This window comes from Pseudomonas sp. GW821-FHT10B02, assembly GCF_059415665.1.
The window spans coordinates 36096-61956 of the sequence record NZ_JBWKNR010000004.1; the positions used below are offsets into that span (position 1 = coordinate 36096).

General features: G+C 61.3%; 26 protein-coding genes and 1 tRNA gene. 18 read left to right on the forward strand and 9 right to left on the reverse strand.

All coding sequences use genetic code 11. The features are described 5' to 3' along the window. Nucleotide 1 precedes the first annotated feature (1 nt). The gene (locus tag AC07OF_RS07970; RefSeq protein ID WP_157190719.1) at nucleotides 2–1387 is read right to left on the reverse strand and encodes an NfeD family protein; all 1386 of its coding nucleotides are present in this window, start codon (nucleotides 1385–1387) and stop codon (nucleotides 2–4) included. 102 nt (nucleotides 1388–1489) lie between these two features. On the opposite strand from AC07OF_RS07970, the gene AC07OF_RS07975 reads away from it, so the two are divergent. From AC07OF_RS07975 to AC07OF_RS07985, 3 genes are all read left to right on the forward strand, one after another. Then, nucleotides 1490–1948 (forward strand): aminoacyl-tRNA deacylase, encoded by a 459-nt coding sequence (locus tag AC07OF_RS07975; RefSeq protein WP_038605387.1) that lies wholly within the window; start codon nucleotides 1490–1492, stop codon nucleotides 1946–1948. 60 nt (nucleotides 1949–2008) lie between these two features. Further along, nucleotides 2009–2248 (forward strand): DUF2789 domain-containing protein, encoded by a 240-nt coding sequence (locus AC07OF_RS07980; protein ID WP_157190720.1) that lies wholly within the window; start codon nucleotides 2009–2011, stop codon nucleotides 2246–2248. Between the two features lie 63 nt (nucleotides 2249–2311). Continuing rightward, on the forward strand, nucleotides 2312–2950 hold the full coding sequence (locus AC07OF_RS07985) for an NADH:ubiquinone oxidoreductase subunit N (RefSeq protein WP_157190721.1): 639 nt from the start codon (nucleotides 2312–2314) through the stop codon (nucleotides 2948–2950). Between the two features lie 16 nt (nucleotides 2951–2966). Here the strand turns inward: AC07OF_RS07985 and AC07OF_RS07990 are convergent, their stop codons facing one another. The 6 genes from AC07OF_RS07990 to AC07OF_RS08015 all read right to left on the reverse strand — a co-directional run bounded on the left by AC07OF_RS07990 (nucleotide 2967) and on the right by AC07OF_RS08015 (nucleotide 6058). After that, nucleotides 2967–3407 (reverse strand): CBS domain-containing protein, encoded by a 441-nt coding sequence (locus AC07OF_RS07990; protein ID WP_157190722.1) that lies wholly within the window; start codon nucleotides 3405–3407, stop codon nucleotides 2967–2969. Between the two features lie 200 nt (nucleotides 3408–3607). Beyond that, nucleotides 3608–3922, reverse strand: a complete 315-nt coding sequence (locus AC07OF_RS07995) for a DUF3077 domain-containing protein (protein ID WP_157190723.1) — start codon at nucleotides 3920–3922, stop codon at nucleotides 3608–3610. A 384-nt stretch (nucleotides 3923–4306) separates the two neighbouring features. After that, nucleotides 4307–4630 carry a hypothetical protein gene (locus AC07OF_RS08000; RefSeq protein WP_157190724.1) on the reverse strand — a complete coding sequence of 108 codons (324 nt, stop codon included), beginning with the start codon at nucleotides 4628–4630 and terminating at the stop codon, nucleotides 4307–4309. A gap of 56 nt (nucleotides 4631–4686) precedes the next feature. Then, nucleotides 4687–5217 carry a DUF5384 family protein gene (locus tag AC07OF_RS08005; RefSeq protein WP_495072743.1) on the reverse strand — a complete coding sequence of 177 codons (531 nt, stop codon included), beginning with the start codon at nucleotides 5215–5217 and terminating at the stop codon, nucleotides 4687–4689. Nucleotides 5218–5228: 11 nt separating this feature from the next. After that, nucleotides 5229–5738, reverse strand: coding sequence for a hypothetical protein (locus tag AC07OF_RS08010; protein ID WP_045181170.1), 510 nt, complete (start codon nucleotides 5736–5738; stop codon nucleotides 5229–5231). 243 nt (nucleotides 5739–5981) lie between these two features. After that, nucleotides 5982–6058: transfer RNA gene (locus tag AC07OF_RS08015), tRNA-Arg, on the reverse strand. A gap of 260 nt (nucleotides 6059–6318) precedes the next feature. On the opposite strand from AC07OF_RS08015, the gene gabD reads away from it, so the two are divergent. The 3 genes from gabD (at nucleotide 6319) to AC07OF_RS08030 (ending at nucleotide 10577) form a co-directional block, all read left to right on the forward strand. Continuing rightward, a complete protein-coding gene (gene gabD, locus AC07OF_RS08020; RefSeq protein ID WP_038605409.1) occupies nucleotides 6319–7761 on the forward strand; it encodes an NADP-dependent succinate-semialdehyde dehydrogenase in 1443 nt (480 codons plus the stop codon). A gap of 183 nt (nucleotides 7762–7944) precedes the next feature. Beyond that, nucleotides 7945–9228 carry a 4-aminobutyrate--2-oxoglutarate transaminase gene (gene gabT / locus AC07OF_RS08025; protein ID WP_038605410.1) on the forward strand — a complete coding sequence of 428 codons (1284 nt, stop codon included), beginning with the start codon at nucleotides 7945–7947 and terminating at the stop codon, nucleotides 9226–9228. A 140-nt stretch (nucleotides 9229–9368) separates the two neighbouring features. Further along, a complete protein-coding gene (locus AC07OF_RS08030) occupies nucleotides 9369–10577 on the forward strand; it encodes a response regulator (protein ID WP_157190726.1) in 1209 nt (402 codons plus the stop codon). 73 nt (nucleotides 10578–10650) lie between these two features. On the opposite strand, the gene AC07OF_RS08035 is transcribed toward AC07OF_RS08030, so the two are convergent. Together AC07OF_RS08035 and desA are read right to left on the reverse strand one after the other, a co-directional pair. Next, entirely contained in the window at nucleotides 10651–11640 is a 990-nt protein-coding gene (locus tag AC07OF_RS08035; RefSeq protein WP_157190727.1) for a GGDEF domain-containing protein, read from the reverse strand. Nucleotides 11641–11774: 134 nt separating this feature from the next. Then, nucleotides 11775–12959 (reverse strand): delta-9 fatty acid desaturase DesA, encoded by a 1185-nt coding sequence (gene desA / locus AC07OF_RS08040; RefSeq protein WP_157190728.1) that lies wholly within the window; start codon nucleotides 12957–12959, stop codon nucleotides 11775–11777. A 149-nt stretch (nucleotides 12960–13108) separates the two neighbouring features. Between desA and dibA the strand changes: the two genes are divergently transcribed. The 12 genes from dibA (at nucleotide 13109) to AC07OF_RS08100 (ending at nucleotide 25835) form a co-directional block, all read left to right on the forward strand. Continuing rightward, nucleotides 13109–15004: a phosphodiesterase DibA gene (dibA, locus tag AC07OF_RS08045; protein ID WP_157190729.1), complete on the forward strand. Its 1896-nt coding sequence runs from the start codon at nucleotides 13109–13111 to the stop codon at nucleotides 15002–15004. 207 nt (nucleotides 15005–15211) lie between these two features. Next, nucleotides 15212–15394, forward strand: a complete 183-nt coding sequence (gene oscA, locus AC07OF_RS08050) for a sulfur starvation response protein OscA (protein WP_007941032.1) — start codon at nucleotides 15212–15214, stop codon at nucleotides 15392–15394. A gap of 40 nt (nucleotides 15395–15434) precedes the next feature. After that, complete coding sequence (locus tag AC07OF_RS08055) at nucleotides 15435–16442, forward strand: sulfate ABC transporter substrate-binding protein (RefSeq protein WP_157190730.1); 1008 nt, start codon at nucleotides 15435–15437, stop codon at nucleotides 16440–16442. Between the two features lie 87 nt (nucleotides 16443–16529). After that, entirely contained in the window at nucleotides 16530–17348 is an 819-nt protein-coding gene (cysT, locus tag AC07OF_RS08060; protein ID WP_038605428.1) for a sulfate ABC transporter permease subunit CysT, read from the forward strand. 14 nt (nucleotides 17349–17362) lie between these two features. Next, nucleotides 17363–18235 (forward strand): sulfate ABC transporter permease subunit CysW, encoded by an 873-nt coding sequence (cysW, locus tag AC07OF_RS08065; RefSeq protein WP_038605430.1) that lies wholly within the window; start codon nucleotides 17363–17365, stop codon nucleotides 18233–18235. 3 nt (nucleotides 18236–18238) lie between these two features. Continuing rightward, entirely contained in the window at nucleotides 18239–19228 is a 990-nt protein-coding gene (locus AC07OF_RS08070; protein ID WP_157190731.1) for a sulfate/molybdate ABC transporter ATP-binding protein, read from the forward strand. 302 nt (nucleotides 19229–19530) lie between these two features. Further along, nucleotides 19531–21873: a TonB-dependent receptor gene (locus AC07OF_RS08075; RefSeq protein WP_495072744.1), complete on the forward strand. Its 2343-nt coding sequence runs from the start codon at nucleotides 19531–19533 to the stop codon at nucleotides 21871–21873. A gap of 244 nt (nucleotides 21874–22117) precedes the next feature. Continuing rightward, a complete protein-coding gene (locus tag AC07OF_RS08080; RefSeq protein ID WP_476446350.1) occupies nucleotides 22118–22912 on the forward strand; it encodes an energy transducer TonB in 795 nt (264 codons plus the stop codon). Nucleotides 22913–22939: 27 nt separating this feature from the next. Then, complete coding sequence (locus AC07OF_RS08085; RefSeq protein WP_157190734.1) at nucleotides 22940–23662, forward strand: MotA/TolQ/ExbB proton channel family protein; 723 nt, start codon at nucleotides 22940–22942, stop codon at nucleotides 23660–23662. A 1-nt stretch (nucleotide 23663) separates the two neighbouring features. Beyond that, complete coding sequence (locus AC07OF_RS08090; RefSeq protein WP_157190735.1) at nucleotides 23664–24065, forward strand: ExbD/TolR family protein; 402 nt, start codon at nucleotides 23664–23666, stop codon at nucleotides 24063–24065. Nucleotides 24066–24246: 181 nt separating this feature from the next. Then, on the forward strand, nucleotides 24247–24828 hold the full coding sequence (locus tag AC07OF_RS08095; RefSeq protein WP_495072745.1) for an alpha/beta hydrolase: 582 nt from the start codon (nucleotides 24247–24249) through the stop codon (nucleotides 24826–24828). A 65-nt stretch (nucleotides 24829–24893) separates the two neighbouring features. Then, complete coding sequence (locus tag AC07OF_RS08100; RefSeq protein WP_495072746.1) at nucleotides 24894–25835, forward strand: sigma 54-interacting transcriptional regulator; 942 nt, start codon at nucleotides 24894–24896, stop codon at nucleotides 25833–25835. Nucleotides 25836–25861 lie beyond the last annotated feature (26 nt).

Consider the following 25861-nt stretch of genomic DNA (forward strand, 5'->3'; position numbering starts at 1 on the left):
TTCAGTCTCCTTGCGCCACAGCGTCTGCTGCGGCGCTGACGTCCAGAAGTACGCCCTTGCGTGAGATCACCCGGACGTGTTGCCCCACCTGCAGCGGCGTCTGGCTGTAGGCCTGCCACTGTTCACCCTGCACCTGCACCGAGCCGATGTACGGATCGCTGTCATTGACCGCCATCACCGTGGCCAGGCTGCCGACCAGCCCGGCATCGCCACTGACCAGCGCGCGCTTGCGCGCTTTCATGGCCATGCCCAGCACACCGCCGAGCAGCAGTGCCGAGAACAGCGCGAGGAACAGGATCAGCGGCAGCGGAATGCCGAAACCGGGTACATCGGTGTCCATCAGGATCACCGCACCCACGACAAAGGCGACGATGCCGCCAAAACCGACCACACCAAAGCTGGGCATGAACGCCTCGGCAATCATGAAAGCCACGCCGAGCAGAATCAGCGCTACCCCGGCGTAACTCACCGGTAATAGCTGCAAGGCATACAGGGCCAGCAACAGACAGATGCCGCCGATCACGCCGCCGACCCCGGAGCCGGGGCTCATGAACTCGAACATCAGGCCGTAGATGCCAATCATGATCAGGATCAGCGCAACGCTGGGATTGGTGATCACCGCCAGCAAGCGCGTGCGCCAGTCTGGCTGGCGCTCGATCACCGGCGCGGCGGCAGTCTGCAACTGCACGGTTTTCCCGGCAGCTTCAAGGGACTTGCCGTCGAGCTGGCGTAACAAGTCGGGCAGATCGTTGGCGACCCGGTCGATCACCTTCAGGCGCAAAGCCTCGTTGGCAGGCAGGCTGACCGCTTCACGCACGGCCTGCTCGGCCCAGTCGGCATTGCGCCCGCGCATCTGCGCCAGGCTACGGATATAGGCGGCGGCGTCGTTGATCTGTTTGCGGGTCAAGGTGTCCTGTTCGCTCGGCGCCGGTTGCTTGTCGCCCGTCGGTGCTGCCGGGGGAGCGCCAGGGTCTTTCGGCGTGCCGGGGAGGCCGCCGATCTGCACCGGGGTAGCAGCACCGAGGTTGGTGCCCGGGGCCATCGCTGCGACGTGGCTGGCGTAAAGAATATAGGTGCCGGCGCTGGCCGCCCGGGCGCCGCCAGGGGCGACGAAACTGGCTACCGGCACAGGGCTGGCCAGGATCGCTTTGATGATCTCGCGCATCGAGCTGTCCAGCCCGCCCGGGGTGTCGAGGCGGATCACCACCAGTTGTGCCTGGTCGGTTTCGGCCTGATGCAGACCACGAATCAGATAATCGGCACTGGCCGGTCCGATGGCGTCGTTAATACTCAGCACCAGTACCGATTGGCCGGGCGCCGCCTGGCCACCAGGCAGCGTGCCGAGCAAGAGCAGCAAGAGCAGATGCCGACACCAGCGAGCGATCACCTGAATTCACCCGGTTTGTGCGTGTCCAATAAGTTTAGTCCGCTGCCCACAGCAGCACGGCCTAAACTTCAGAAGTGGGGGAGCTATATCCGGAGGTGCATCATGCGTATGGCAAAAACCCTGCAGCAATGCCTGGACAAGGCCGGCTGCGACTATGACATCGTTCCTCACGCGCACTCATCCACCAGCCTTGAGTCGGCGCGTATGGCCGGGGTACCCGCTGAAAGAGTAGCCAAGTCGGTCATGCTCGACGACCGCCATGGCAACTACCTGATGGCTGTACTGCCCGCCAACCGTCACCTGGACATGAGCAAGGTACAGGCCACCGGCCAGTGGCACATGACGATTGAAAGCAACCTGCCTCACCTGTTCGGCGATTGTGAGCGTGGCGCCATCCCGGCGCTGGGTGATGCGTATTCGATCAAAATGCTGGTGGACCCGACGCTGACTCGCCAGGGGGATATCTATGTCGAGGCCGGCGATCACGACCACCTGATTCACATGAACATGACGCAGTACCTGAAACTGGTGCCGAACGCCGAAGTGCGTGAGGTTTGCTGATGATCAACCCACTGCCAGGCTGGCGTCGTGGACGACCGGTCTGGCCCTAAGGAGTGACCCATGGAAGCACCCAATCACAAGTTTTCGGAATTGTTCAAACAGCTGGGACTGCCCGACGATCCTGTCGGCATAGACCAGTTCATCACCAGTCATTCACCGCTCAAGAACGAGATCAAACTGGTCGATGCCCCCTTCTGGACGGACGCGCAAAAGACCTTTCTCAAGGACAGTATCGAGGAAGATGCCGACTGGGCGGTGATGTTCGACCAGCTCAATGAGGCCTTGCGAAATAAACGCTGAGTGGCACTGATACCGGCGTTTGGCGTTGCTATGCTCAGGAAAAAACAACAGGGGGATAGCGCAATGAAAGATCCCTATGCCGTCGGTTTCTGGTGTGCCGTGACCGCCTTGGGCCTGCTGACCGCCGGTTATTTCTATGGTGTCAAAGAAAGCTATCAACTGAACCAGGCCCTGGTGTTTCTCTACGCCGCCGCTGGCGTGATCGGGGCACTGGCGCTGACGGCCCTGGCCTGGATTGCCTGGCAGCAGTTGCGGGTCAGCAAACGCCAGCTGGCCCAGGGTCGCACACTGGTGGCGATCTGGAACACCAAGGTTGCCTTGCGCCGGGTCGAAACCGTGTTCGACCGCTACTTCTGGGGCAGCTACTGGCAACCGGGGCGGACCTTCCAGGAAGTCATGGGCGAGCTTGAAGGCACGCCACTGGAGCAAAGCCTCGAAGCCCTGAAACGCCAGTGCCGCGAGCTCGACAAGGAAACCCACGACCTGCGCCGTCACTGGCTGGACAACGCCCGTGAACTCTCCACCGTGGCCACCGCCATGGCCCGCGAGCGCTATCAACTGGACCTGTGCGATTCGCAGCAAAGCAGCGGGCGCGGAGGCGCGGTGCTCAACCGCGATCTGGAAGTGCTGGTGTACACCTGGTCGGCGCGCCTGCGCAGCTTCGACCACCAGCTCGATGAGCTGGAGACCGAATACCGCTGAGGGATGTCGCGGCGAGTCAATCGCCGCGAATGTACTGTTCCAGCTGCGCAATCATGTTGGCCTGCTCGGCGATGGCCTCCTTGACCAGGTCACCGATCGACAGCAAGCCCAGCAACTCACCGTTCTCCACTACCGGCAGATGTCGCAGGTGACTGTCGGTCATCATGTTCATGCAGTAATCGATGTTCTGCTGCGGGCCCACCGTGATCACCGGCGCGCTCATGATTGCGCTGACCGGCGTGCCTACTGACGAGCGACCCTTGAGCACCATCTTGCGCGCGTAGTCGCGCTCACTGACGATCCCCACCACCTGGCCTCCCTCGACCACCGGCAAGGCGCCGACGTTCTTCTCGGCCATCAGCCGCAGTGCATCGAGCACCATCTGCTCCGGGCCAATGGTATGAACCTGATGGTGCTGCTGGGCTTTGGTTTTCAGGAGCTGTGCCACGGTTTTCATAGACGCCTCTGCGATGCTGGGAGTGGATGACGGCAGATACCTACAGAATCGTGTACAGATGGCCACAGAGCAAGGGAGAAAGCGGCATCGAGTCGATTGAAAAACGTCATGGTACTTGTAACCCCGGTGGGAGCGGGCTTGCCCCGCGATTGCGGGCTGTCAGCCACATCGGATCGCGGGGCAAGCCCGCTCCTACCGTGTTATCTGGCGAGTTGACCCGTGGGTCGATCTTCTATGCCATCAAGCAGCGCATCAACCAGGCCCTTGGCCATTTCCACCGAATGCAGGGTCGACCAGAGAAAGTTCTTGCTGGCCGGATCGATGTTGTCGAAGGCTTTGTAGCCGGTGTCGTAGGCACAGCTCAGATATAAAGAGGCGTGCACCAGCGCGTCGTGAGCGGCGATGCCGGAACAGACGGCGAACAGCGGAGAGTGGCCGGCTTCGCAATTGCCAAAGACGGTGTGGGCGGTGGTGATGGATTGATCCAGTGGTGGATCGGGAACAATTTTCTTCATGTCAATGCTCGCTAGTTGGAGCTGACACCAGCATCGTTACCACACGAATGGGTGGCAGCTGTACACGGGGTGGTAAACCGGGTGCGAGCTATCCCAGCAGGCCCGAAGGCCTCCCGCGTACAGCCGCCATTGACTGCACAAGAATAAATCGCAACCCGGGTTACCACGCCCGATCACCGAGTTTTCGGTGACGAGCAGAAGCCTAGAGGTACGAGTTCCCATGGACAAGCAGACGGGTATCGACAGACTCGGTAGGGTATTTCCTAGGACGTCACATCAGCCAGCATTTTCGAAAGTTCGAAACAAAATCTGACACTGTGGAACACCAAGACAAACAAAAAAGGCCCAGGTTTTCACCTGAGCCTTTCGCGACTGCCGCGCCGATCAAAGCCCGTTAGGCAAGAACCGGGTAGCACCGCTGACATCATCGATCTTCTTGATGCGGAAGGCCTTGATGCAGGTTTCGTTACGGGTGTTGCTGTCTGGGCAGTACTGTTGGACGAAGGCGCCAAAGTCCATGTCCTGACCGTTAACGCTGAGCACGCGCTTGAAGTACTCGCCCTGGATGCCCTGGGCCTGACGCGAGGTGGTCATTTCCTGATCAACCACCAGGCGACCATGCAGGTCGACGGTGGGAAACTTGGCTTCTTCCTTGAAACAACCGCTCAGCAGCAGGCCAGCCGCTACCAGCATAAACAGACGCAGCATGATGTTGTCTCCGCAAAGGTCGACCCCGGCATCACTGCCGGGGAGCCCTGTGATGATTACTTGCCGAACAGGCTGTTGGAGCGATTGACCTCGGCCTTGCCCGCATCTTCGAGCAAGGACTTGGTGCCCGAGGTCACGTTACGTGCGGAGTCGGCGTTGGACTGGATCACGTCGGTGCGCGCGGCGCTGTCGCGCAGCTCGGCATCGATGTAGTCGTTGGCCCGTGCAACCTGAGCTTTTTTCGCTTGCAGCTGCAGGCGACGCTCTTCCAGCTCCAGTGCGCGCAACTCGTCTTCGAAGCCTTCTTCACGGGTCTGCACGCGCTTGTGCTCGGCTGCCTGCGCTTGCTGGCGTTCGGCGGCGGCTTGCGCGGCGGCACGCTGCGAGGCAGCGCGCTGCTGGCGGGCAGCGGCTTCGCGGGACTCAGCGCGCTGCTGAGCCGCAGCGGCCTGACGCAGGCGCTCGGTTTCCAGGGCTGCTTCTTTCTGCTTGGTTTGCTGTTCGATCTGGTAAAGCTGATCGAACTGGCCAGCCGAGGCGGTCACGGCAGACAGCGCGAGGGCGGTGCCCAGAACAATATGCTTCATGTCCGGTTGCCTCAGCTCTTTTTAGGTTCTGGGCAGGTAGCATTCGGCTGAATGCGCGTCTCGTTGCTCATGGTCATGACCATCAGCGAGATGCCACCGACTTCGAAGTTGCAAGGACGACCAACCTGAGCGGAGGTGTAGATCTTGCCGCTTTCGGAGTAGCCGATCAGCACGCCTGGAACCAGGGTGGTGTCGTTGACCATCGAACCGGCCAGGGCGCCAGCGCCACCACCGGCAACGCCGCCGACGATAGCGGTGTCAGTGTTTTTGCCAGCACCCAGTGCTGCACCACCCAATGCACCGAGAACACCGCCAACCATCATGGCGGCATTTTTGTTCTTCTCGTTGCTGACTTTGATCTTGGTCGGCGAGACGGTGAGGATTTTCACGGTCTTGGCTTCTTGCTGAGTGTTCACCTGGCTGGCGTCAAACACATCGGATTCATACTGCTCACCAGTCGCCTGGCAACCTACGAGAGAAGCGACAACGGTCAAAGCCAGACAGTGTTTCAGCATTTTCATTCCTAAATTCCCTGGAGGGTGTGGGTAACCTTGCGCCGCAGTCCATTGATGGTGGGCATATTGCCATCATTCTAAACGGATTGTTTAAACGAGGTAAAGCCAACAGGACTTACAGGGGATTTGGATAGAGCGGATGGTAATAAAGGAGGGTGTTCGCTTGGCAGGAGCAGCCGGGCGAATTGGAATCTGGGTAAGCGGAAGTGGCGAAAACGCCAGACCTTTGCAAGCAAAGGGAGAGGAAGATGGCGCACTCGGCGGGATTCGAACCCACGACCCCTGCCTTCGGAGGGCAGTACTCTATCCAGCTGAGCTACGAGTGCAACGCGGGCGCCATGATACCCATCTAGACTGTCGGCGTCCATCGCCAGAATGGCTGTGTTCGATTTTGCACACACACCGGTCTATAAGTGACGTTGATCCGAAAAAGGTCGCCGTATAGCGCTTTTTGTTCTTTTTTTCGAACACCCTATTGTCCTTTTTCCTCGTTGCTCCTAGGATTCGTTTGAGATTTCAAACGCTATCCTTTTTCTACAATCAATAATTCGCGCCGTGTCTGTACGGTGCCGTTAAGGAAGCCGACATGCAGCTTAAAGACGCCCAGTTGTTCCGCCAGCAAGCCTTCATCGATGGCGTGTGGTTGGACGCGGACAACGGTCAGACCATCAAGGTCAACAACCCGGCCACCGGCGAGATCATCGGCACTGTGCCGAAGATGGGCGCGGCCGAAACCCGTCGCGCCATCGAGGCCGCCGACAAGGCGCTGCCGGCCTGGCGTGCACTGACCGCCAAAGAGCGTGCTGGCAAGCTGCGTCGTTGGTTCGAATTGATGATCGAGCACCAGGACGACCTGGCCCGCCTGATGACCACCGAGCAAGGCAAGCCGCTGGCTGAAGCCAAGGGCGAGATCGCCTACGCCGCTTCCTTTATTGAGTGGTTCGCTGAAGAAGCCAAGCGCGTTTACGGTGACACCATTCCTGGCCACCAGCCAGACAAGCGCCTGATCGTGATCAAGCAGCCAATCGGTGTAACTGCGGCGATCACCCCGTGGAACTTCCCAGCGGCGATGATCACCCGTAAAGCCGGCCCGGCCCTGGCCGCTGGCTGCACCATGGTCCTCAAGCCTGCTTCGCAAACCCCGTACTCGGCCCTGGCCCTGGTTGAGCTGGCCACCCGCGCCGGTATCCCGGCTGGCGTGCTGAGCGTGGTGACCGGCAGCGCCGGCGACATCGGCAGCGAGCTGACCGGCAACCCGATCGTGCGCAAGCTGTCGTTCACCGGCTCGACCGAAATCGGTCGCCAACTGATGGCCGAATGCGCCAAGGACATCAAGAAAGTTTCCCTGGAGCTGGGCGGTAACGCACCGTTCATCGTGTTCGACGACGCTGACCTGGATAAGGCCGTCGAAGGCGCGATCATCTCCAAGTACCGCAACAACGGCCAGACCTGCGTCTGCGCCAACCGTATCTACGTTCAGGACGGCGTCTACGATGCCTTCGCCGAGAAGCTCAAGGCCGCTGTGGCCAAGCTGAAAATCGGTAACGGCCTGGAAGACGGCACCACCACCGGTCCGCTGATCGATGGCAAAGCGGTCGCCAAGGTTCAGGAGCACATTGCTGACGCGGTCGGCAAAGGCGCTCAGGTACTGACCGGCGGTAAGCTGATCGAAGGCAACTTCTTCGAGCCGACCGTTCTGGTCAACGTGCCGAACAACGCGGCAGTGGCCAAGGAAGAAACCTTCGGCCCGCTGGCGCCACTGTTCCGTTTCAAGGACGAGGCTGAAGTCATTGCCATGTCCAACGATACCGAGTTTGGTCTGGCCTCGTACTTCTATGCCCGTGACATGAGCCGTGTGTTCCGTGTCGCCGAAGCGCTGGAGTACGGCATGGTCGGTATCAACACCGGTCTGATCTCCAACGAAGTCTCGCCGTTCGGCGGTATCAAGGCCTCGGGCCTGGGCCGCGAAGGTTCCAAGTACGGCATTGAGGACTACCTGGAAATCAAATACCTGTGCATCAGCATCTGATCGCAGCGTAAGGCTTTACCTCTGCCAGCGAGGCGCGAGAGCGACGTCTCGCTGGCCTTTTTACACCGTACACCCAGTGGCCTGGGCCCCTGCAGCAGTCGATCAACGCATGCTGCCAGCAGTTGAATACCGGCCACTCTGACTTGAATCGCGCCACCTTGTGTGTGGCGAATTGAGGACATTATGAGCAACAAGACCAACGAATCTTTGATGCAACGTCGTATCGCCGCTGTTCCACGCGGTGTTGGCCAGATCCACCCGATCTTCGCCGAGTCGGCAAAAAACGCCACCGTTACTGACGTCGAAGGCCGCGAGTTCATCGACTTCGCCGGCGGTATCGCGGTGCTGAACACCGGTCACGTGCATCCGAAGATCATCGCTGCCGTTGAAGCCCAACTGCACAAGCTGACCCACACCTGCTTCCAGGTACTGGCCTACGAGCCTTACGTCGAGCTGTGCGAAAAGATCAACGCCAAGGTGCCTGGCGACTTCGCCAAGAAAACCCTGCTGGTCACCACCGGTTCCGAAGCCGTTGAGAACGCCATCAAGATCGCCCGTGCCGCCACTGGCCGTGCTGGCGTGATCGCCTTCACCGGCGCCTACCACGGTCGTACCATGATGACCCTGGGCCTGACCGGTAAAGTCGTGCCTTACTCGGCCGGCATGGGCCTGATGCCAGGCGGCATCTTCCGTGCCCTGTACCCGAACGAACTGCACGGTGTCAGCGTTGACGACTCGATCGCTTCGATCGAGCGCATCTTCAAGAACGACGCCGAGCCACGCGACATCGCCGCGATCATCCTCGAGCCAGTTCAGGGCGAAGGCGGTTTCTACGTTGCGCCTAAAGAGTTCATGAAGCGTCTGCGCGCCCTGTGCGACCAGCACGGCATCCTGCTGATCGCTGACGAAGTGCAGACCGGCGCTGGCCGTACCGGCACCTTCTTCGCCATGGAGCAGATGGGCGTTGCCCCAGACCTGACCACCTTCGCCAAATCCATCGCCGGTGGCTTCCCGCTGGCCGGTGTTTGCGGCAAGGCTGAATACATGGACGCTATCGCTCCGGGCGGCCTGGGCGGCACCTACGCCGGTAGCCCGATCGCTTGCGCCGCGGCCCTGGCCGTGATGGAAGTGTTCGAAGAAGAGAAACTGCTGGAGCGTAGCCAGGCGGTTGGCGAGCGTCTGGTCGCTGGCCTGCGCAAGATCCAGGACAAGCACCCGATCATCGGTGACGTGCGTGCCCTGGGCTCGATGATCGCTGTTGAAGTGTTCGACAAGGCCGGTTCCCACACCCCTAACGCTGCTGCCGTTGCTTCGGTTGTGGCCAAGGCGCGTGACAAGGGTCTGATCCTGCTGTCGTGCGGCACCTACGGCAACGTCCTGCGTATCCTGGTTCCGCTGACCTCGCCTGATGAGCAACTGGACAAAGGTCTGGCAATCATCGAAGAGTGCTTCGCAGAACTCGCGTAAACTGTGACGCAGTAGAAGAAAAACCCGCTTCGGCGGGTTTTTTTTCGACTACAGGAATGCAAGACGGCTAAGGTTGCCAGTAAGGAGACGCCCAGGAAGGTACGCGGGACTGCGTGTCGTGAATTATCGGAGAGTCGAGTATGAGCACTGCCAACCCACCTACAGCACCTTGTGTGTTGATTGCCGAAGGCGACCCTTGGGTACGGGAGATGCTCAGCCAGATGCTGCTCAGCGTGCGTTGCGATGCACGGGTGCAGGTCTGTGCCGATGGCTCCCAGGCGCTGGCGGCGCTGTCGTGCCAGCCTGACCTGATCATTGCCGCGCGTGAGCTGCCTGGCGGCGACGGCCTGGATCTGCTGCGCAATGTGCGCGCCAAGCAGCGTCAACCGGCGCTGCCGTTCATTCTCATGAGTAATCGCAGCGACAGCGCCAGCGTGCGCGAAGCCTTGCCGTTCGCACCTACGGCTTACCTGAGCAAGCCCCTGAACATGGACGCCTTGCGTCATCGCCTGGAGGAGCTGCTGCTCAAGGTCGGTGAACACATCGCCTGTCCGGTGCCGGCGCTGCAACCGGGTATGACCCTGACGCGTTTTCTCGAAGGGCGCCGGGCCACGGCCGATGGCGGTCCGTTGCTGGCCGATGTGCAGCAGGCCATCAAGCGCAGCCTGAACCCGCAGGGGCTCAACCTCAAAACGCTGGAAGAAGAGATCCGCAACGATCCTCAGGTTACGGCCGTGCTGATCGCCGCCGCCAACAGCGCTGCACTGCACCGCGACGGCGCCGTGCAGACATTGCTGCAGGCGCTGAACAAGCTCGGGACCACGCAGAGCATGAACCTGATCCTGGGGCTGACGCTCAAGCGCAGCGCCAAGCTCAGTGACCCGTTGTTGTCGCAGCGGGCCCAGCACTTCTGGGAGCTGTCGCTACACGCGGCCGAGTACGCCCGGGTGCTGGCGCGGATGCTCGAGCTGGACCCGGAGCGGTGTTACTGCGCCGGTCTGCTGCATTGTCTGGGTGACCTGGCGTTGCTGCGTTGCCTGCAGGAGTGGCGCTTATCCGGGGGCGAGCTGGATGAGGACGACGTTGAGTTGTCGCTGAATGAATTTGGTGCGGCGTTCGGTTCGGCGTTACGCACTCGCTGGCGCTTGCCGCTGGAGCTGCGCGAGCTGATTGCGGCGATCTACCAGCTGGGCGGTGGGGTGTATTCGCGTGAAGCACTGGTGATGAACCTGGCCGGGCAACTGGCGCGGTTGCCGGCGGATCAGGGGCTGGAGGCGTTGGCCGAGAGCAAGACGGCGCGGTTGCTTAAAGTGGGGATGGCGGAGCTTGGGCGGTTGCGTAAGGCATAAGGGCCAATCGCCGGCAATGCCGGCTCCCACAGGGTTGAACTGAGCTTCTGGTGGGAGCCGGCATTGCCGGCGATTAGCCGATCACAATCTGATTCTTGCCCTGGCGCTTGGCCTGGTACATCGCCGCATCCGCCCGGGCAAACAGGCTGTCCAGCGATGAATCCACTTCACTGATGCCGGTCAACCCCTGGCTCACGGTCACGCCGAACACCTGTTGATCATGACTGAATTGCAGACGCTGGATTTCCCGCTGCAAGCGCTCGGCGATCTGTTCGGCGACCTGTGGCGTACAGCCGGGGAACACTGCGGCAAACTCCTCACCACCGATGCGCCCGAACAGATCGCCATGGCGTAACACGGCCTTGCCGGTGTCGGCGATGTGCTGCAGCACATAGTCGCCTTCCTGATGACCATAGGTGTCGTTGATTTGCTTGAAGTCATCGATATCGAGCAGCAGGAAGGTCAACGGCGTGTGTTCCCGCCGTGCCACTTCGAACGCTTCCTGAGCGCAGTCGAAGAAGTGCCGGCGGTTGCTGCTCTGGGTCAGGACATCCGTGGTTGCCAGCAGCTGCAGCTCGCCTTCGACGCGTTTCTTTTCAGTGATGTCTTCGGCCATGCCGACCACGATCAGCCGATGCTCGTTGTCGGTCTGCTGGTTGATAAAACACTTGTCGCTGAGCCAGCGGACGTTGCCGTCGGCATCGATGATGCGGTACTCGCGGTCTTCCACGGCGCCTTTGACCAGCACTTCGGCCAGGCTGCGCTCGGCGTAGTCGAGGTCGTCGGGGTAGATGCTGTCGCGCCATTGATTGAAGTCGGCCAGTAGCAAGTGAGCCGGGCGGCCGAAGATTCGCTCGTAGGCGGGGCTGACATACAGCACCTGACGTGATTCCCAGTCGAACGCCCAGAGCACGGCATTGACGCTATCGAGCAACGAGCTGAACAGCTGTTCGCGCTCGCTCAGACGCGCCACTTCGCCTTGGGCGTGCATCAGCGCCAGGAGGGCCTGGGCCAGTTCAGGGGGCTCATTGTGGGGGTGGGACGTCGGTTTCTTGTTGACCATTTGCGCGGAACTTCTCACACAGAGGCGGGCGGCCACGACCCGGCCCGCCACGCGGGCGTTATGCCTGTCAGAGTGAGAATAGGCGGTGAAGTTCCGGACGGCGCGCCCCGGGAAGAGCGCGCCGATCAACGGCGTCAGCTCACTGCAGGGCGCAGGGAGTAGGTTTTCAGCTGCGCCGCGAAGTCGCGCAGCGATTGAATACCGCTGGCTTCGGCCTCGTGTACCCAGTCTTTCATCGCCGCCAGCATGTCGTGGCCGTTGGCGCTGGTGCGTAGCCAGATTTGTTGCAGGGCCAGGCGTTTTTCGTAGATGGTCTTGAGCGCCTGGCTGTGTTCGAGCATGGTCTGGATGCGCAGGTGGTGACGGTCTTCCAGCAGGCTGGTTTCCCGCGACAACAGTCGCTTGGCGCGGCGGAACTGATGGCGCACCGAGTCATCGACCCGCGCCAGTTCCTGTTTGACCAGCGGCGCGATCACCAGCTTGCGGTACTGGGCCATGATCTGGAAGCGGTTGTTGAGGATCGCCATGGCGGTGTCCATGTCCAGCTGGCCCTTGCCTTCGACCCGATGGGCAATCGGCGCGACGCGCTGCACCTTGGCCAGACGCAGGAAGCAGAACAGCTTGATCCACGCCCAACCCATGTCGAACTCCCAGCGCTTGACCGACAGCTTGGCCGAGTTGGGGTAGGTGTGGTGGTTGTTGTGCAGCTCTTCGCCGCCGACGATGATGCCCCACGGCACCAGGTTGGTAGCGGCGTCGCGGCATTCGAAGTTGCGATAACCGACGGCATGGCCAAGGCCATTGATGACCCCGGCGGCCCAGAACGGTATCCACATCATCTGCACCGCCCAGATGGTGATGCCGATGGTGCCGAACAGCAGCAGGTCGATGACCGCCATCAGGGCGATACCGCCCAGCTTGTAGCGCGAGTAGAGGTTGCGCTCGATCCAGTCTTCCGGGCAGTTCTTGCCGTAGATCCGCAGGGTTTCCGGGTTTTGTGCCTCTTCGCGGTACAGCTCGGCACCTTTGCGCAGGACGGTGGACAATCCCAGGATCACCGGGCTGTGCGGATCGTCGACGGTCTCGCATTTGGCGTGGTGCTTGCGGTGGATGGCTGTCCACTCGCGGGTGTTCTGCGCCGTGGTCAGCCACAGCCAGAAACGGAAAAAGTGCTTGAGCCCGGCGTTCAGTTCCAGCGAGCGGTGGGCTGAATAGCGGTGCAGGTAGACCGTGACACTGACGATGGTCACATGGGTCATGACCAGGGTAACTGCCAGCAGTTGCCAGGCCGACAAGTTGAGCAAACCTTGGTACCACATAGGCGAAAGGGCCCTCTAGAACATAAGGAACAGCGGGAAGCATTATCCCTGCACCGGCAAATAAAACCAGTCGGCCTTTTAGATAGGAGGTCACGGGATGTTTCTACCCTATAATCCCCCATTATTTTTTGTGGGCTTGTCAGGACCTTATGTCTGCTTCCATTCGAGACGCCATGCGCATGGCTGCGCTCTATCTGGTGTTGTCTGTGCTCTGGCTGGCACTATCTGATCAATTATTGAGCAGTCTTTTCGATAATCCTCAGCAACTGGCCCGCTGGCAATTGCTCAGTGCCTATGTCTGGGTGCTGTGCAGCGCCTTGCTGATCTTCACTTCCCGAGCCCGCCTGTTGAATTTCATCGGTGTCGGCGCACGCCTGCGCCGCGAAGACCGCGAGCGTCTGCGCATGGCTGCGGCGGTGTTCGATAGCACCCTTGAAGGCGTGCTGGTGACTGATCGAGACGGGGTGATCGTGCATGTGAACCGGGCGTTCATGCAGATCACCGGGTACGAAAAGGACGAGGTCATCGGTCAGCGGCCGAGCAAGTTCAAGTCCGGGCGGCATGGGCCGGTGTTCTATCAGGAGATCTACGCGACCCTGGCCGAAAAGGGCGAGTGGAGCGGCGAGATCTGGAACCGGCGCAAGAGTGGCGAGGTGTACCCGCAGTGGCAGACCATCTGCTCGATCCGCGATGACAGCGGCGAGCTCAGCCACTATGTGGCGGTGTTCAGCGATATCAGCGCGATCAAGCACAGCGAGCGCGAGCTGGCCTACCTGGCCCACCATGATCCACTCACCGACTTGCCTAACCGCCTGCTGTTCAACGACCGCGCCGAACAGGCGCTGGCCGCGGCCCAGGCCAACAAGCGCGGTTGTGCCCTGCTGTTGCTGGACCTGGACCATTTCCAGAGCATCAACGACGGCCTTGGGCACAATGTCGGTGATCAACTGCTCAAAGTGGTGGGCGAGCGTCTCAAGGCGCTGCTCGGTAGCGGCGTGACCCTGGCTCGCCTGGGTGGCGACGAGTTTGCCGTGCTCACCGAGCAATGCCCGCAGGTCGGCCAGGCTGCAGCACTGGCGCAAAATATCATTGATGCGATGAAGCAACCCTTCGAGTTCGATGAGCAGCGCCTGTTCGTCAGCGCCAGTATTGGTATCAGCCTGTTCCCCAGCGATGCCCTGAGCGCCGAGCAGCTGCTGCGCAATGCCGACTCGGCACTGTTCAAGGCCAAGGCCTGTGGGCGTGCCGGTTACGCGTTGTACACCGAAGAGCTGACGGCCCATGCCCAGCAGCGGGTCGAAACCGCTGGAGAGCTGCGCCGGGCGCTGGAGCAGGAAGAGCTGCGGGTCTATTACCAGCCGGTGCATGAGCTCAACAGCGGCGCGATGATTGGTGTCGAGGCGCTGGTGCGCTGGCAGCACCCACAGCGCGGACTGGTGGCGCCCGGTGAGTTCATCCCGATTGCCGAACGCACCGGCCTGATTGCCGATATCGATACCTGGGTCTTGCACCACGCCTGTGCACAGATGGTGCAATGGCAGGCCAGCGGGCGGCCGCTGCAGTTCGTGGCGGTGAACATTTCCAGTCGCCTGTTTGGTCATCGCGACCTTTACCAGCAAGTGTCCAGGGTGCTGCATGAGACCGGTCTGGACCCGGCGATGCTGGAACTGGAAGTGACTGAAAGTGCGGTGATGGAAGACCCTGAAGTGGCCCTGGAACAGTTGCACCGCTTGCGTGAACTGGGGCTGCGCCTGGCTATCGATGACTTTGGCACGGGGTACTCGTCGCTGTTGCGGCTCAAGCGTTTGCCGGTGCAAAAGCTCAAGATCGATCAGGGTTTTGTCGCAGGCCTGCCGTGGGATGAAGATGATGCGGCGATTGTTCGGGTGATCGTCGCGCTGGGTAAAAGCATGGGTATGCAGGTCCTTGCCGAAGGCATCGAGCAGGCCGAGCAAGCGCAGTTTCTGCTCGAAAATGAGTGCCAGCTGGGGCAGGGGTACTGGTTTGGGCGGCCGGTTCCGGCGCAGCAATTGCGCTGGGATTAAGGGCCTCATCGCCGGCAAGGCCGGCTCCCACAATATCCTTCTGTGGGAGCCGGCATTGCCGGCGATGATTTGTGATTCTGGTTATATAAAAATTCTTAAATAGTATTTTTAAGAATATTCAACGCCCCCTAAGATTGCCTTCAAGCCAGGCGCAGTCGCTTCCCTTCACGCAGCTGCACGGCATCCCTTATTCACAGGAGCACGAGCATGAGCGCATCTCTGCGTAGCGTTGACGGTCAGGACGAAGCCACCATTCTGCGCGAAATCCAGAGCGCTCTGCGCGATCTGCGCTTCGGTGCGGTGGAAATCACCGTACACAACGCCCAGGTCGTGCAGATCGAACGCAAGGAAAAGTTCCGCCTGCAGAACCCCGGCAACAAGCCCAGCTGATACCCCTAATTAGAAAAAATAGCCAATCGGGAGCTTCACCATGTCCATCCGCCGTTATGCCCTGGCTGCCCTCGCCAGCGCCGTGTTTGCCGGTTCCGCCATCGCCAAGGACTACGAGTTGCTGAACGTGTCCTACGATCCGACCCGGGAGCTGTACCAGCAGTACAACGCCGAGTTCATCAAGCACTGGCAGCAGGCTCACCCGGATGACAAAGTGAAGATCCAGCAGTCCCATGGTGGCTCGGGCAAGCAGGCCCGGGCAGTGATCGACGGCCTGCGCGCCGACGTGGTGACCCTGGCCCTGGCCGGCGACATCGACGAAGTGGCCAAGCTCGGCAAGTCCCTGCCGGACACCTGGCAGACCCGCCTGCCGGAAGCCAGCACCCCGTACACCTCGACCATCGTCTTCCTGGTGCGCAAGGGCAACCCCAAAGGCATCAAGGACTGGGGCGACCTGATCAAGAAAGACGTCTCGGTCATCACCCCGAACCCGAAAACCTCCGGCGGTGCGCGCTGGAACTTCCTCGCCGCCTGGGCCTACGGCCTGAAAGCCGGTGGCAGCGAAGCCAAGGCCCAGGAATACGTGAAGGAGTTGTTCAAGCACGTTCCGGTGCTCGATACCGGCGCCCGTGGCTCGACCATCACATTCGTCAACAACGGTCAGGGTGACGTGTTGCTGGCCTGGGAAAACGAAGCGTTCCTGGCCCTCAAGGAAGACGGTGGCAACGACAAGTTCGAAATCGTCGTGCCGTCGCTGTCGATCCTCGCCGAGCCACCAGTGGCCGTGGTCGACAAGAATGCCGAGAAGAAGGGCAACGAAGCGATTGCCAAGGCCTATCTGGAACACCTGTACAGCCCGGCCGGGCAGAAAATCGCCGCAGAGAACTTCTACCGTCCGCGTGACGCAAAAGTTGCCGCCGAATACGCCAAGCAGTTCCCGAAACTGGATCTGGTAACTATCGACAAAGACTTCGGTGGCTGGAAAACTGCCCAACCCAAGTTTTTCAATGATGGTGGTGTGTTCGACCAGATCTACACGGCCCAGTGATCCATGGCCGTCAGGATAATCGCCGTTCAGTAGCCAGCATGGGCCCGGGATTCGTCCCGGGCTTCGTGCGTTCAACCAGGGACCTTTATGTCACGTCGTATCTCCCCCGTCATACCCGGCTTCGGGCTGACGCTGGGCTACACCTTGGTGTATCTCAGTCTGATTGTGCTCATACCGCTGGGGGCCATGTTCGTGCATGCCGCCCAGCTCACCTGGGAGCAGTTCTGGGCCATCATCAGTGCACCGCGCGTCCTCGCCGCACTCAAGCTGAGCTTCGGTACTGCCCTCTGCGCCGCCATCATCAACGGCATCATCGGTACGTTGCTGGCCTGGGTGCTGGTGCGCTACACCTTCCCGGGGCGCAAGATCATCGAGGCGATGATCGACCTGCCGTTCGCCCTGCCGACCGCCGTGGCCGGTATTGCCCTGACTGCGTTGTACGCGCCGGCGGGCCTGGTCGGCCAGTTCGCCACCGACCTGGGTTTCAAGATCGCCTACACCCCGCTGGGCATCACTTTGGCGCTGACCTTCGTGACCTTGCCGTTCGTGGTGCGTACGGTGCAGCCGGTACTGGCCGACATCCCTCGGGAAGTCGAAGAAGCCGCGGCCTGCCTGGGCGCCAAACCGCTGCAGGTGTTTCGCTACGTACTGCTGCCAGCGCTGTTGCCCGCCTGGCTGACCGGTTTTGCCCTGGCCTTTGCCCGCGGTGTCGGTGAGTACGGCTCGGTGATTTTCATCGCTGGCAACATGCCGATGAAAACCGAGATCCTGCCGCTGCTGATCATGGTCAAACTCGACCAGTATGACTACACCGGCGCTACTGCCATCGGCGTGTTGATGCTGGTGGTTTCCTTCATCCTGTTGCTGCTGATCAACCTGCTGCAGCGGCGCATCGAAACCCCTTGAAGGAGGCCACGTCCATGTCTGCATCTACCCTTGGCGCGGCCGCTTCGGCCAACGCCGCGCGCCGTGGCAGCTCGACCTCGCGGCGGATCCTGATCAGCCTCGGCTGGTTGATTTTCGCCCTGTTCCTGCTGCTGCCGCTGGTTATCGTGGTGTCCCAGGGCCTGAAAATGGGCCTGGGAACATTCTTCGAAGCGATCTTCGAGGCTGACGCCTTGTCGGCCCTGAAGCTGACCCTGATCGCTGTGGCTATCTCGGTGCCACTGAACCTGGTGTTCGGTGTCAGCGCCGCCTGGTGCGTGAGCAAGTACAACTTCCGTGGCAAGAGCATCCTGGTGACGCTGATCGACCTGCCATTCTCGGTATCGCCGGTGATCGCAGGTCTGGTCTATGTGCTGATGTTCGGCGCCCAGGGCCTGTTCGGGCCGTGGCTGCAGGATCACGACATCCAGATCGTCTTCGCCTTGCCGGGCATTGTCCTGGCGACCATCTTCGTCACCGTGCCCTTCGTCGCCCGTGAACTGATCCCGCTGATGCAGGAGCAGGGCACCCAGGAAGAAGAGGCCGCGCGTCTGCTGGGCGCCAATGGCTGGCAGATGTTCTGGCACGTGACCCTGCCCAACATCAAATGGGGCCTGATCTACGGTGTGGTGCTGTGTACCGCGCGGGCGATGGGTGAGTTCGGTGCGGTGTCGGTGGTTTCCGGGCACATTCGCGGGGTGACCAACACCTTGCCGCTGCACGTCGAGATCCTCTACAACGAATACAACCACGTTGCGGCCTTCAGCGTCGCCAGCCTGTTGCTGATCCTGGCGCTCTTCATCCTGCTGCTCAAGCAGTGGAGCGAGAACCGTATTAACCGTCTGCGCCATAGCGCAGCGGAGGAATAATTCATGTCGATCGAAGTTCGTAACGTCAGCAAGCGCTTCAACGCTTTCCAGGCTCTGGACAGCATCAACCTGGATATCCACAGCGGTGAGCTGGTGGCGCTGCTCGGCCCGTCCGGCTGCGGCAAAACTACTCTGCTGCGGATCATTGCCGGGCTGGAAACCCCCGACCAGGGCAATATCGTTTTCCACGGTGAGGATGTGTCCGGGCACGACGTGCGTGATCGCAACGTCGGTTTTGTGTTCCAGCACTACGCCTTGTTCCGTCACATGAGCGTGTTCGACAACGTCGCTTTCGGTCTGCGCATGAAGCCCAAGGGCGAGCGGCCGAGCGAGAGCAAGATTGCCGAGAAGGTCCATGAGCTGCTGAACATGGTTCAGCTCGACTGGCTCAGCGACCGTTATCCCGAGCAGCTTTCCGGTGGTCAGCGTCAGCGTATCGCCCTGGCGCGCGCCCTGGCCGTTGAGCCCAAGGTGCTGCTGCTCGACGAGCCGTTCGGCGCCCTCGATGCCAAGGTGCGTAAAGAGCTGCGCCGCTGGCTGGCGCGTCTGCACGAAGACATCAACCTGACGTCGGTGTTCGTGACCCACGACCAGGAAGAGGCGATGGAGGTCGCCGACCGCATCGTGGTGATGAACAAAGGCGTGATCGAGCAGATCGGTTCGCCGGGCGAGGTGTACGAGAACCCGGCCAGCGATTTCGTTTACCACTTCCTCGGCGACTCCAACCGCCTGCACCTGAGCGAAGGTCACCACGTGCTGTTCCGCCCTCATGAAGTGTCGTTGTCGCGGCATGAGATTGAGGGGCACCATGCGGCCGAAGTGCGTGATATCCGGCCGCTGGGCGCGACCACCCGGGTGACCCTTAAGGTCGAAGGGCAGAGCGAGCTGATCGAGGCTGAAGTGGTCAAGGATCATGACAGCCTGACCGGGTTGGCTCGTGGCGAGACTCTGTTCTTCAAGCCCAAGGTCTGGCAGAAAGTCGCCAATATCTGAGTCATCCTCAATCGCGGGGCAAGCCCGCTCCCACAGGGTATGTGAAACACCTGTGGGAGCGGGCTTGCCCCGCGATCGCATTTCCCCTCCCTGAACCCCCAACAAACACCACATCTAGCACGCGCTAGGTGCTCGTTCGCGCCTGCGCGCCATATGCATTTTTCTCATAAAAAGTATCGGCCAAAGGCATTTGCCCTACCTCCGTTGCACTCCTTATAAAGGTCATCTCTTATTCGATAAATCTATTTCAACTAATAAATAAATAGCCAATAGGAATATGAATTCCTGGCCAGGAGCCGCCCATGAGCCCGACCCATCGCCTTGCACCTCTCTCTTCGCGGCGGCTCCAGCGCCTGCCCCTGGCCCTGCTGCTGGCCGGCAGTGCGCACTGGTTGCCGGCGCAGGCCGCCGAGCCGCAGCAGACTGCGGTGAAAGCCAGCGACAGCCAGCTCAAGACCGTCACCGTGACCGCCCGGCGTCGCGAGGAGAGTGCCCAGGACGTGCCGACACCGATGAGTGTGATCGATGGCCAGGCGCTGGAAACCCAGCGCGTGTACCGCATACAAGACCTGCAGCAACTGGTGCCGAGCGTGAACGTCGCCTACATGCATGCGCGCCAGTCCAGCGTGTCGATTCGCGGTCTGGGCAACAACCCGGCCAGTGATGGCCTGGAAGGCAGCGTTGGCCTGTACCTGGACAACGTCTACCTCGGCCGTCCGGGCATGGCGGTGTTCGACCTGATGGACATCGAACAACTGGAAGTGCTGCGCGGTCCGCAAGGCACCCTGTTCGGCAAGAACACCACCGCCGGGGTGATCAACATCAGCACCCGGGCGCCGAGCTTTACCCCCGAGCGCAGCATCGAGACTTCGGTGGGCGAGGATGGCTACTTCCAGACCAAGGGCACCCTGTCCGGGCCCTTGAGCGAAACCTTGGCCGGGCGCATTTCGGCCTACCGGACCCGCAGCGACGGCGACATCAAGAACGAGTTCGACGGCCATACCCTCAATGGCGGTTCGCGCCAGGGCTTTCGTGGGCAGTTGCTGTACAAGCCCAGTGAGCAGTTCAACCTGCGCTGGATCGGCGACTACAACGAAGAGGATTCCAGTGCCGGCACGCGTTTGCTGTACAGCACCGGGCCGACCATCAATGGCGTCAATCGCTACGAAGCCCGGGCCAAGGCGGCAGGTGCCACGCTGATCGATGGCAGCACGCGCAAGGTCAACCTGGACAGTGATCAACAGGTCACGGTGTTCCAGGGCGGGACCTCGCTTGAGGCCAACTGGACCCTGGACAACGATTTCACCCTCACGTCTGTCAGTTCCTACCGCTGGTGGGACTTCACCCCGCGCAACGACGAGGGCCTGAACGTGCCTGCGGCGTTCAACTCCGGGGTTTCGGTGCGCGACAAGCAGTACTCGCAGGAGTTTCGCCTGGCGTCACCCACCGGTGGCTTCTTTGACTACGTACTGGGCGCCTATTACTTCGGCTCCGATCTGGATAACAAATCGTTCGTCTATTACGGCCCCCAGGCGGATATCTGGAATGGCACCCCGGCTGGTGCCCTGGCCAATGTCACCACGCTCGGCAAGGGCCATATCGAGACCGACAGCTTTGCCCTGTTCGGCCAAGGCACCTGGCACCTGACCGAGCGCCTGGACTTCACCGCCGGTATCCGTGGCACTTATGAAGAGAAAAGCGCCTGGGTCGATCGCGCAGCCCCCGTCGGCGGTGCTGCTGTCAGCGGCGCTGCGGCCGCTGTACGTCAGGGCCGGGTGGGGGCGTACGACTCGGGTGATCTGAACCAGTACACCTTCAGCCCCTCGGGCCTGCTCAACCTGAGCTATCGCTTTACCGATGATCTGCTCGGCTATGCCACCTTGTCCCATGGCGAGAAGTCCGGCGGCGTCAACCTGACGGTGGCGACCGCGCCAGTGGCCGGTGCTGACTCGTTGCTGGTCGGTACCGAGCGCGCCAACAACGCTGAGCTGGGTTTGAAGAGCACCCTCTGGGATCGCCGTCTGCAGCTCAACGCCAACCTGTTCTGGACCGAAGTGCATGGCTACCAGACCAACGCCTACGACGAAGCCAACCGTGTGCAGTACCTGACCAACGCAGGTTCCGTGCGCTCACGCGGGGTTGAAGTGGAAAGCACCCTGGTGCCGATCCGCGGCCTGACCTTGAACCTCAACGGCTCCTACAACGATGTGCGTTACCTGTCCTACAAAGACGCCCCGTGCGCCCCGGAAGTCGCCCTGCAGCCAGGGGCACCGGCTTCCTGCGATCTCACCGGTCATCAGGTGGTCGGCGCCTCGAAATGGATCGGCAATGCCAACGGCCAGTACCAGTGGGACCTGGACAACGGCCTGCAGCCCTATGTCACCGCCAGCTATGCCTTCCGCTCCAAGGCAGTGGGCACGGTTGAGGATTCCGACTTCGCACAGATCCCCAGCTACGCCGTGGTCAACCTGTCCACCGGCTTGCGCGGCGATCTCGGTCAGGGCCAGTGGGACGTCTCGCTGTGGCTGAAAAACGCCTTCGACAAGACCTACTACACCACCCTCTGGAGCGCTGCCAACGGTGGTTATGAAGGCTTGGTGGGCACGCCGAAAACCCTGGGCCTGACTGGTCGTTACGACTTCTGAGAACGGTTTTTCGATGCCTGCCCTGAATACTTTTCATGCGCGGCAGGCATCGGCAATCCGGCGATTGGCCCAAGCCCTTGAATGGCGCGGGGTAGAGCGAGAGGTCGGGTTTATTATTCGTTTTGGTTCTATTTATAACTTTAAAGATTACTTTAAGAAATAAGTCGGCAGCAGTGATGATCCGCACAGCGAAGGCAAATGAGCTGCCTTCGGTGAAACACATAGCGATCCCAGGAGTTGATCAATGGCTAATGTCCAGACCGCCGCCACCGCGCTTGATGTGCTTTGGCGCCAGACGCCGAGCGGCGAGCTGGTCGATCTCGGCCGACCGCACCGTGTCCCCTTGGCGCACCAACGTCTTCAGCGCACGCCGAAAAGCACTTTGGGGCGCCGGGAAAAAATCCTTCTGGGGGTTTTCGCCCTGGTTCTGCACGGTGGCGTTGCCTACTGGGTCAGCCAGACGCCAACGCCGGTGCTGCCGGTGGTGCCGCCGGAAATTCCGCCAATGACCATCGAGTTTTCGCAGCCAGCGCCGCCTGTAGTCGAGCCACCACCGCCTGCGCCACCGGTGGTCGCGCCACCGCCACCGGTGGTCGATGAGCTGGCGGCAAAACCTGCACCCAAGCCGTTACCCAAACCCAAGCCTGTGGCAAAACCCGTGGTCAAGCCGCAGCCCAAACCTGCGCCCAAGGCGCTCGAGCAGCCTCCCGCGCCACCGCAACCGGTTGCCGCACCGACGCCGCCTGCGCCCGCTCCGGTGACACCGGCCTCGGCCAGCGCCGGGTACCTGAAGAATCCGGCCCCGGAGTACCCGGCGCTGGCCCACCGGCGCGGCTGGGAAGGCACGGTGATGTTGCGCGTGCATGTCCTGGCCAGCGGCAAACCCGGTGAGATTCAGCTGCAAAAAAGCAGTGGCCGCCAGCAGCTCGACGACGCCGCCCTGGCCGCGGTCAAGCGCTGGAGCTTCGTTCCGGCCAAGCAGGGTGAGGTGGCCGTGGACGGCTGGGTCAGCGTGCCGATCGAATTCAAGATCCACTAATTCGCGCTAACAGAGAGAGTATTGATCATGACGTTATTGGCATCCCCCCTCGAATCCATCGAAAGCGCGGTGATCTGGCTGCTGGTGGGCTTCTCTGTCATCACCTGGGGTTTGGCCCTGATCAAAGGTGTGCAGTTTGTGCGCTTGAAAAACCAGGACAAACGCTTTCACAAGCAGTTCTGGGCGGCCTCCAGCCTGGATGCTGCTGCAGAACTGAGCGAAACCCAACCAGGCGCTGCCGCCCGGGTGGCCCAGGCCGGTTACGCCGCCATTGCCGTCGGCGAGCCTGGTCAGGCCAGCGACCTGAGCCAGGCCATCAACCATCAGGACCGCCTGGAGCGCGCCTTGCGTCAGCAGATCGTGCGTGAGCGGCGCTCGCTGGAAACCGGCCTGGCGGTGGTTGCCAGTATCGGCAGTACCTCGCCTTTCATCGGTCTGTTCGGTACGGTCTGGGGCATCATGGAAGCCCTTAAGGGCATCAGCGCGGCGGGTTCCGCCAGTCTTGAAACCGTTGCCGGTCCTATCGGTGCGGCGCTGGTCGCCACCGGTGTGGGGATCGCCGTCGCGGTGCCGGCGGTGCTGGTTTACAACTACTTCCTGCGGCGCCTGAAGCTGACCGCTGCCGACCTCGATGACTTCGCTCACGACTTCTACAGCCTGGCGCAGAAGAGTGCCTTCCGCGTGCTGGTGCACCCGACGGCCTACAAGCCGGCCAGCAGTACCGCGCAAAAAGTGAAGGAGGCTTCCTGATATGGCCTTCTCGACCCAGGACAGTGACGAAGTACTCAGCGAGATCAACGTGACGCCGCTGGTTGACGTGATGCTGGTGTTGCTGGTGGTGTTCATCGTCACCGCACCGCTGCTGACCAACGCCATCCCGATCAACCTGCCGAAGACCGAAGCCGTGGCGCCGGTGGAGCAGAAAGACCCGCTGGTGGTGAGCATCGATGGTGGCGGCAAACTGTTCATCAACAAGGATGAAATCCAGCCCGACCTGCTGGAAACCAGCCTGCAGAGCGCCAAGGCCAAGGATCCGGAACTGCGTGTGCAGCTGCAGGCCGACGATGGCGTGAATTATGGGGAAGTGGCGCGCGCCATGGCCTCGATCGAACGTGCGGGGATTACCAAGCTGTCGGTGATCACCGCCCGCTGAGCAACACCCTCAGGCAAGTCTTCGGGGGCCATTCCTGGGCAGGGGGTGGTCCCTTTTTTTATTTCTGTGGCTGGATGGATTGTGATTTTGGTTATTAATAAATAGCTTCTTATTCCTTTACGAATATAACCACCTCCCTATACTTGGCCTCAAGCACGCAAACCCAGCAGGAGGCGTCCCCATGCGCAACACGTCGATCCGTTACCTGATTGTGCCGGGCTGGCAAGGTTCGCCAGAAGATCATTGGCAGAGTCACTGGCAGCAAGTGCTGCCCAACAGTGCGCGGGTCGAACAGCTCGACTGGGTGACGCCGCAGCGCCACGACTGGGTGGCGGCTCTGGAACAGGCCGTGGCCGCCGACGATTCGCCGGTGATCCTGATTGCCCACAGCCTGGGCTGCATCACCGTCGCCCATTGGGCCGTACAAGCCAGTGCCGGTCTGCTGCGTCGTGTGCGCGGCGCTTTGCTGGTAGCACCAGCTGATGTCGAGCGCCCAACGTGCTCGCCAGCCTTGCGCAACTTTGCGCCGATTGCCCAGCAGTCGTTGCCGTTCCCGAGCCAGGTGGTCAGCTCCGACAACGATCCGGCGATCAGTGCTCCACGCGCCATGCAGCTGGCCCGGGCCTGGGGCGCCGAGGTGGGTTTTCTGGCCGGGGCCGGGCATATCAACGTCAAGTCCGGGCATCGCCGCTGGGAGCAGGGCTTCGCCTACCTGTACCGCCTGCAGAACCGTCTGGAACAGCACGCCCTTCGCCGCGCCTGAACTCCAGGCGCTGACCTTATCCTGATCCAACGCCCGGCCCCAGGTGCTTCGGGCGGGAGTTTGCCATGAGTAATCACGACACCTTCGGTCAGCCGCTGCTGACCTTCCCTGAGCTGGACAAGAGCCCGCTGAGCATTCGCGCCAAGGCGCTGGTGTTCGTCGACCCGCGCTCGCGGCAATTGCGCGAGGAGCTGGAACTGCTGGCGCCGTTGGCGCTGCCGGTACTGATCCGCGGCGAGACCGGTACCGGCAAGGAGTTGCTGGCCCGGCAGATTCATCGCGCCAGTGATCGCGCTGGCCTGTTCGTTTCGGTCAACTGCGCGGCGATCAGCCCGACCTACGCCGATGCCGAGCTGTTCGGCTACAGCGCCGGTGCTCACAGTGGTGCTGCCAGCAGCCGGGCCGGCTGGTTCGGCTCGGCCAATGGCGGCACCCTGTACCTGGACGAAATCGCTGACTTGCCGCTGGCGATTCAGGCGAAGTTGCTCGCTGCCCTGGAAAACCGTGAAGTCACCCGGGTCGGCGCCCAGCAACCCAATCCTGTCGATGTGCGTCTGGTCGCGGCGTCGAGTATCGACCTGGGCGAGGCAGTCGGCGCCGGCAAGTTCCATGAGCGGCTTTACCACTATCTATGCGAAGGGCATCTGGAGCTGCCAGCCTTGCGCGAGCGGGTCGGCGATATCCTGCCGCTGGCCGAGTATTTCGTCGGTATCTACAGCCCGCGGCTGAACCTGCCGGTGCCGTTGATCAGTGAGGCCGCCCAGCGTGTGCTGGAGTTTCATAGCTGGCCGGGCAACACCCGAGAGCTGGAGAACGTCATTCACTTTGCGTTGCTGGTCAGCAGTGGTGAAGAGATTCTGCCCCGGCACTTGAACCTGCCAACACCGCTGCAAGCCCTGGCCAGTCAGCTTGATCAGCTATGCCAGCGGGCGCTTGCCGGTGAGCGCAGCGCCCTGCAGGGCCTGTTGGAACAGGCTTTGCTGCGTCTGGCGCAAGGCGCCGGGTAACCCTGTGCAGCTTCGTGGTAAAAATG

What these genes read in the sequence shown, in the direction of transcription:
- AC07OF_RS07975 (WP_038605387.1), top strand. Translation starts at nt 1,490, where the DNA reads ATGCGTATGGCAAAAACCCTGCAGCAATGCCTGGACAAGGCCGGCTGC.
- AC07OF_RS07980 (WP_157190720.1), top strand. Translation starts at nt 2,009, where the DNA reads ATGGAAGCACCCAATCACAAGTTTTCGGAATTGTTCAAACAGCTGGGA.
- AC07OF_RS07985 (WP_157190721.1), top strand. Translation starts at nt 2,312, where the DNA reads ATGAAAGATCCCTATGCCGTCGGTTTCTGGTGTGCCGTGACCGCCTTG.
- AC07OF_RS07990 (WP_157190722.1), bottom strand. Translation starts at nt 3,407, where the DNA reads ATGAAAACCGTGGCACAGCTCCTGAAAACCAAAGCCCAGCAGCACCAT.
- AC07OF_RS07995 (WP_157190723.1), bottom strand. Translation starts at nt 3,922, where the DNA reads ATGAAGAAAATTGTTCCCGATCCACCACTGGATCAATCCATCACCACC.
- AC07OF_RS08000 (WP_157190724.1), bottom strand. Translation starts at nt 4,630, where the DNA reads ATGCTGCGTCTGTTTATGCTGGTAGCGGCTGGCCTGCTGCTGAGCGGT.
- AC07OF_RS08005 (WP_495072743.1), bottom strand. Translation starts at nt 5,217, where the DNA reads ATGAAGCATATTGTTCTGGGCACCGCCCTCGCGCTGTCTGCCGTGACC.
- AC07OF_RS08010 (WP_045181170.1), bottom strand. Translation starts at nt 5,738, where the DNA reads ATGAAAATGCTGAAACACTGTCTGGCTTTGACCGTTGTCGCTTCTCTC.
- gabD (WP_038605409.1), top strand. Translation starts at nt 6,319, where the DNA reads ATGCAGCTTAAAGACGCCCAGTTGTTCCGCCAGCAAGCCTTCATCGAT.
- gabT (WP_038605410.1), top strand. Translation starts at nt 7,945, where the DNA reads ATGAGCAACAAGACCAACGAATCTTTGATGCAACGTCGTATCGCCGCT.
- AC07OF_RS08030 (WP_157190726.1), top strand. Translation starts at nt 9,369, where the DNA reads ATGAGCACTGCCAACCCACCTACAGCACCTTGTGTGTTGATTGCCGAA.
- AC07OF_RS08035 (WP_157190727.1), bottom strand. Translation starts at nt 11,640, where the DNA reads ATGGTCAACAAGAAACCGACGTCCCACCCCCACAATGAGCCCCCTGAA.
- desA (WP_157190728.1), bottom strand. Translation starts at nt 12,959, where the DNA reads ATGTGGTACCAAGGTTTGCTCAACTTGTCGGCCTGGCAACTGCTGGCA.
- dibA (WP_157190729.1), top strand. Translation starts at nt 13,109, where the DNA reads ATGTCTGCTTCCATTCGAGACGCCATGCGCATGGCTGCGCTCTATCTG.
- oscA (WP_007941032.1), top strand. Translation starts at nt 15,212, where the DNA reads ATGAGCGCATCTCTGCGTAGCGTTGACGGTCAGGACGAAGCCACCATT.
- AC07OF_RS08055 (WP_157190730.1), top strand. Translation starts at nt 15,435, where the DNA reads ATGTCCATCCGCCGTTATGCCCTGGCTGCCCTCGCCAGCGCCGTGTTT.
- cysT (WP_038605428.1), top strand. Translation starts at nt 16,530, where the DNA reads ATGTCACGTCGTATCTCCCCCGTCATACCCGGCTTCGGGCTGACGCTG.
- cysW (WP_038605430.1), top strand. Translation starts at nt 17,363, where the DNA reads ATGTCTGCATCTACCCTTGGCGCGGCCGCTTCGGCCAACGCCGCGCGC.
- AC07OF_RS08070 (WP_157190731.1), top strand. Translation starts at nt 18,239, where the DNA reads ATGTCGATCGAAGTTCGTAACGTCAGCAAGCGCTTCAACGCTTTCCAG.
- AC07OF_RS08075 (WP_495072744.1), top strand. Translation starts at nt 19,531, where the DNA reads ATGAGCCCGACCCATCGCCTTGCACCTCTCTCTTCGCGGCGGCTCCAG.
- AC07OF_RS08080 (WP_476446350.1), top strand. Translation starts at nt 22,118, where the DNA reads ATGGCTAATGTCCAGACCGCCGCCACCGCGCTTGATGTGCTTTGGCGC.
- AC07OF_RS08085 (WP_157190734.1), top strand. Translation starts at nt 22,940, where the DNA reads ATGACGTTATTGGCATCCCCCCTCGAATCCATCGAAAGCGCGGTGATC.
- AC07OF_RS08090 (WP_157190735.1), top strand. Translation starts at nt 23,664, where the DNA reads ATGGCCTTCTCGACCCAGGACAGTGACGAAGTACTCAGCGAGATCAAC.
- AC07OF_RS08095 (WP_495072745.1), top strand. Translation starts at nt 24,247, where the DNA reads ATGCGCAACACGTCGATCCGTTACCTGATTGTGCCGGGCTGGCAAGGT.
- AC07OF_RS08100 (WP_495072746.1), top strand. Translation starts at nt 24,894, where the DNA reads ATGAGTAATCACGACACCTTCGGTCAGCCGCTGCTGACCTTCCCTGAG.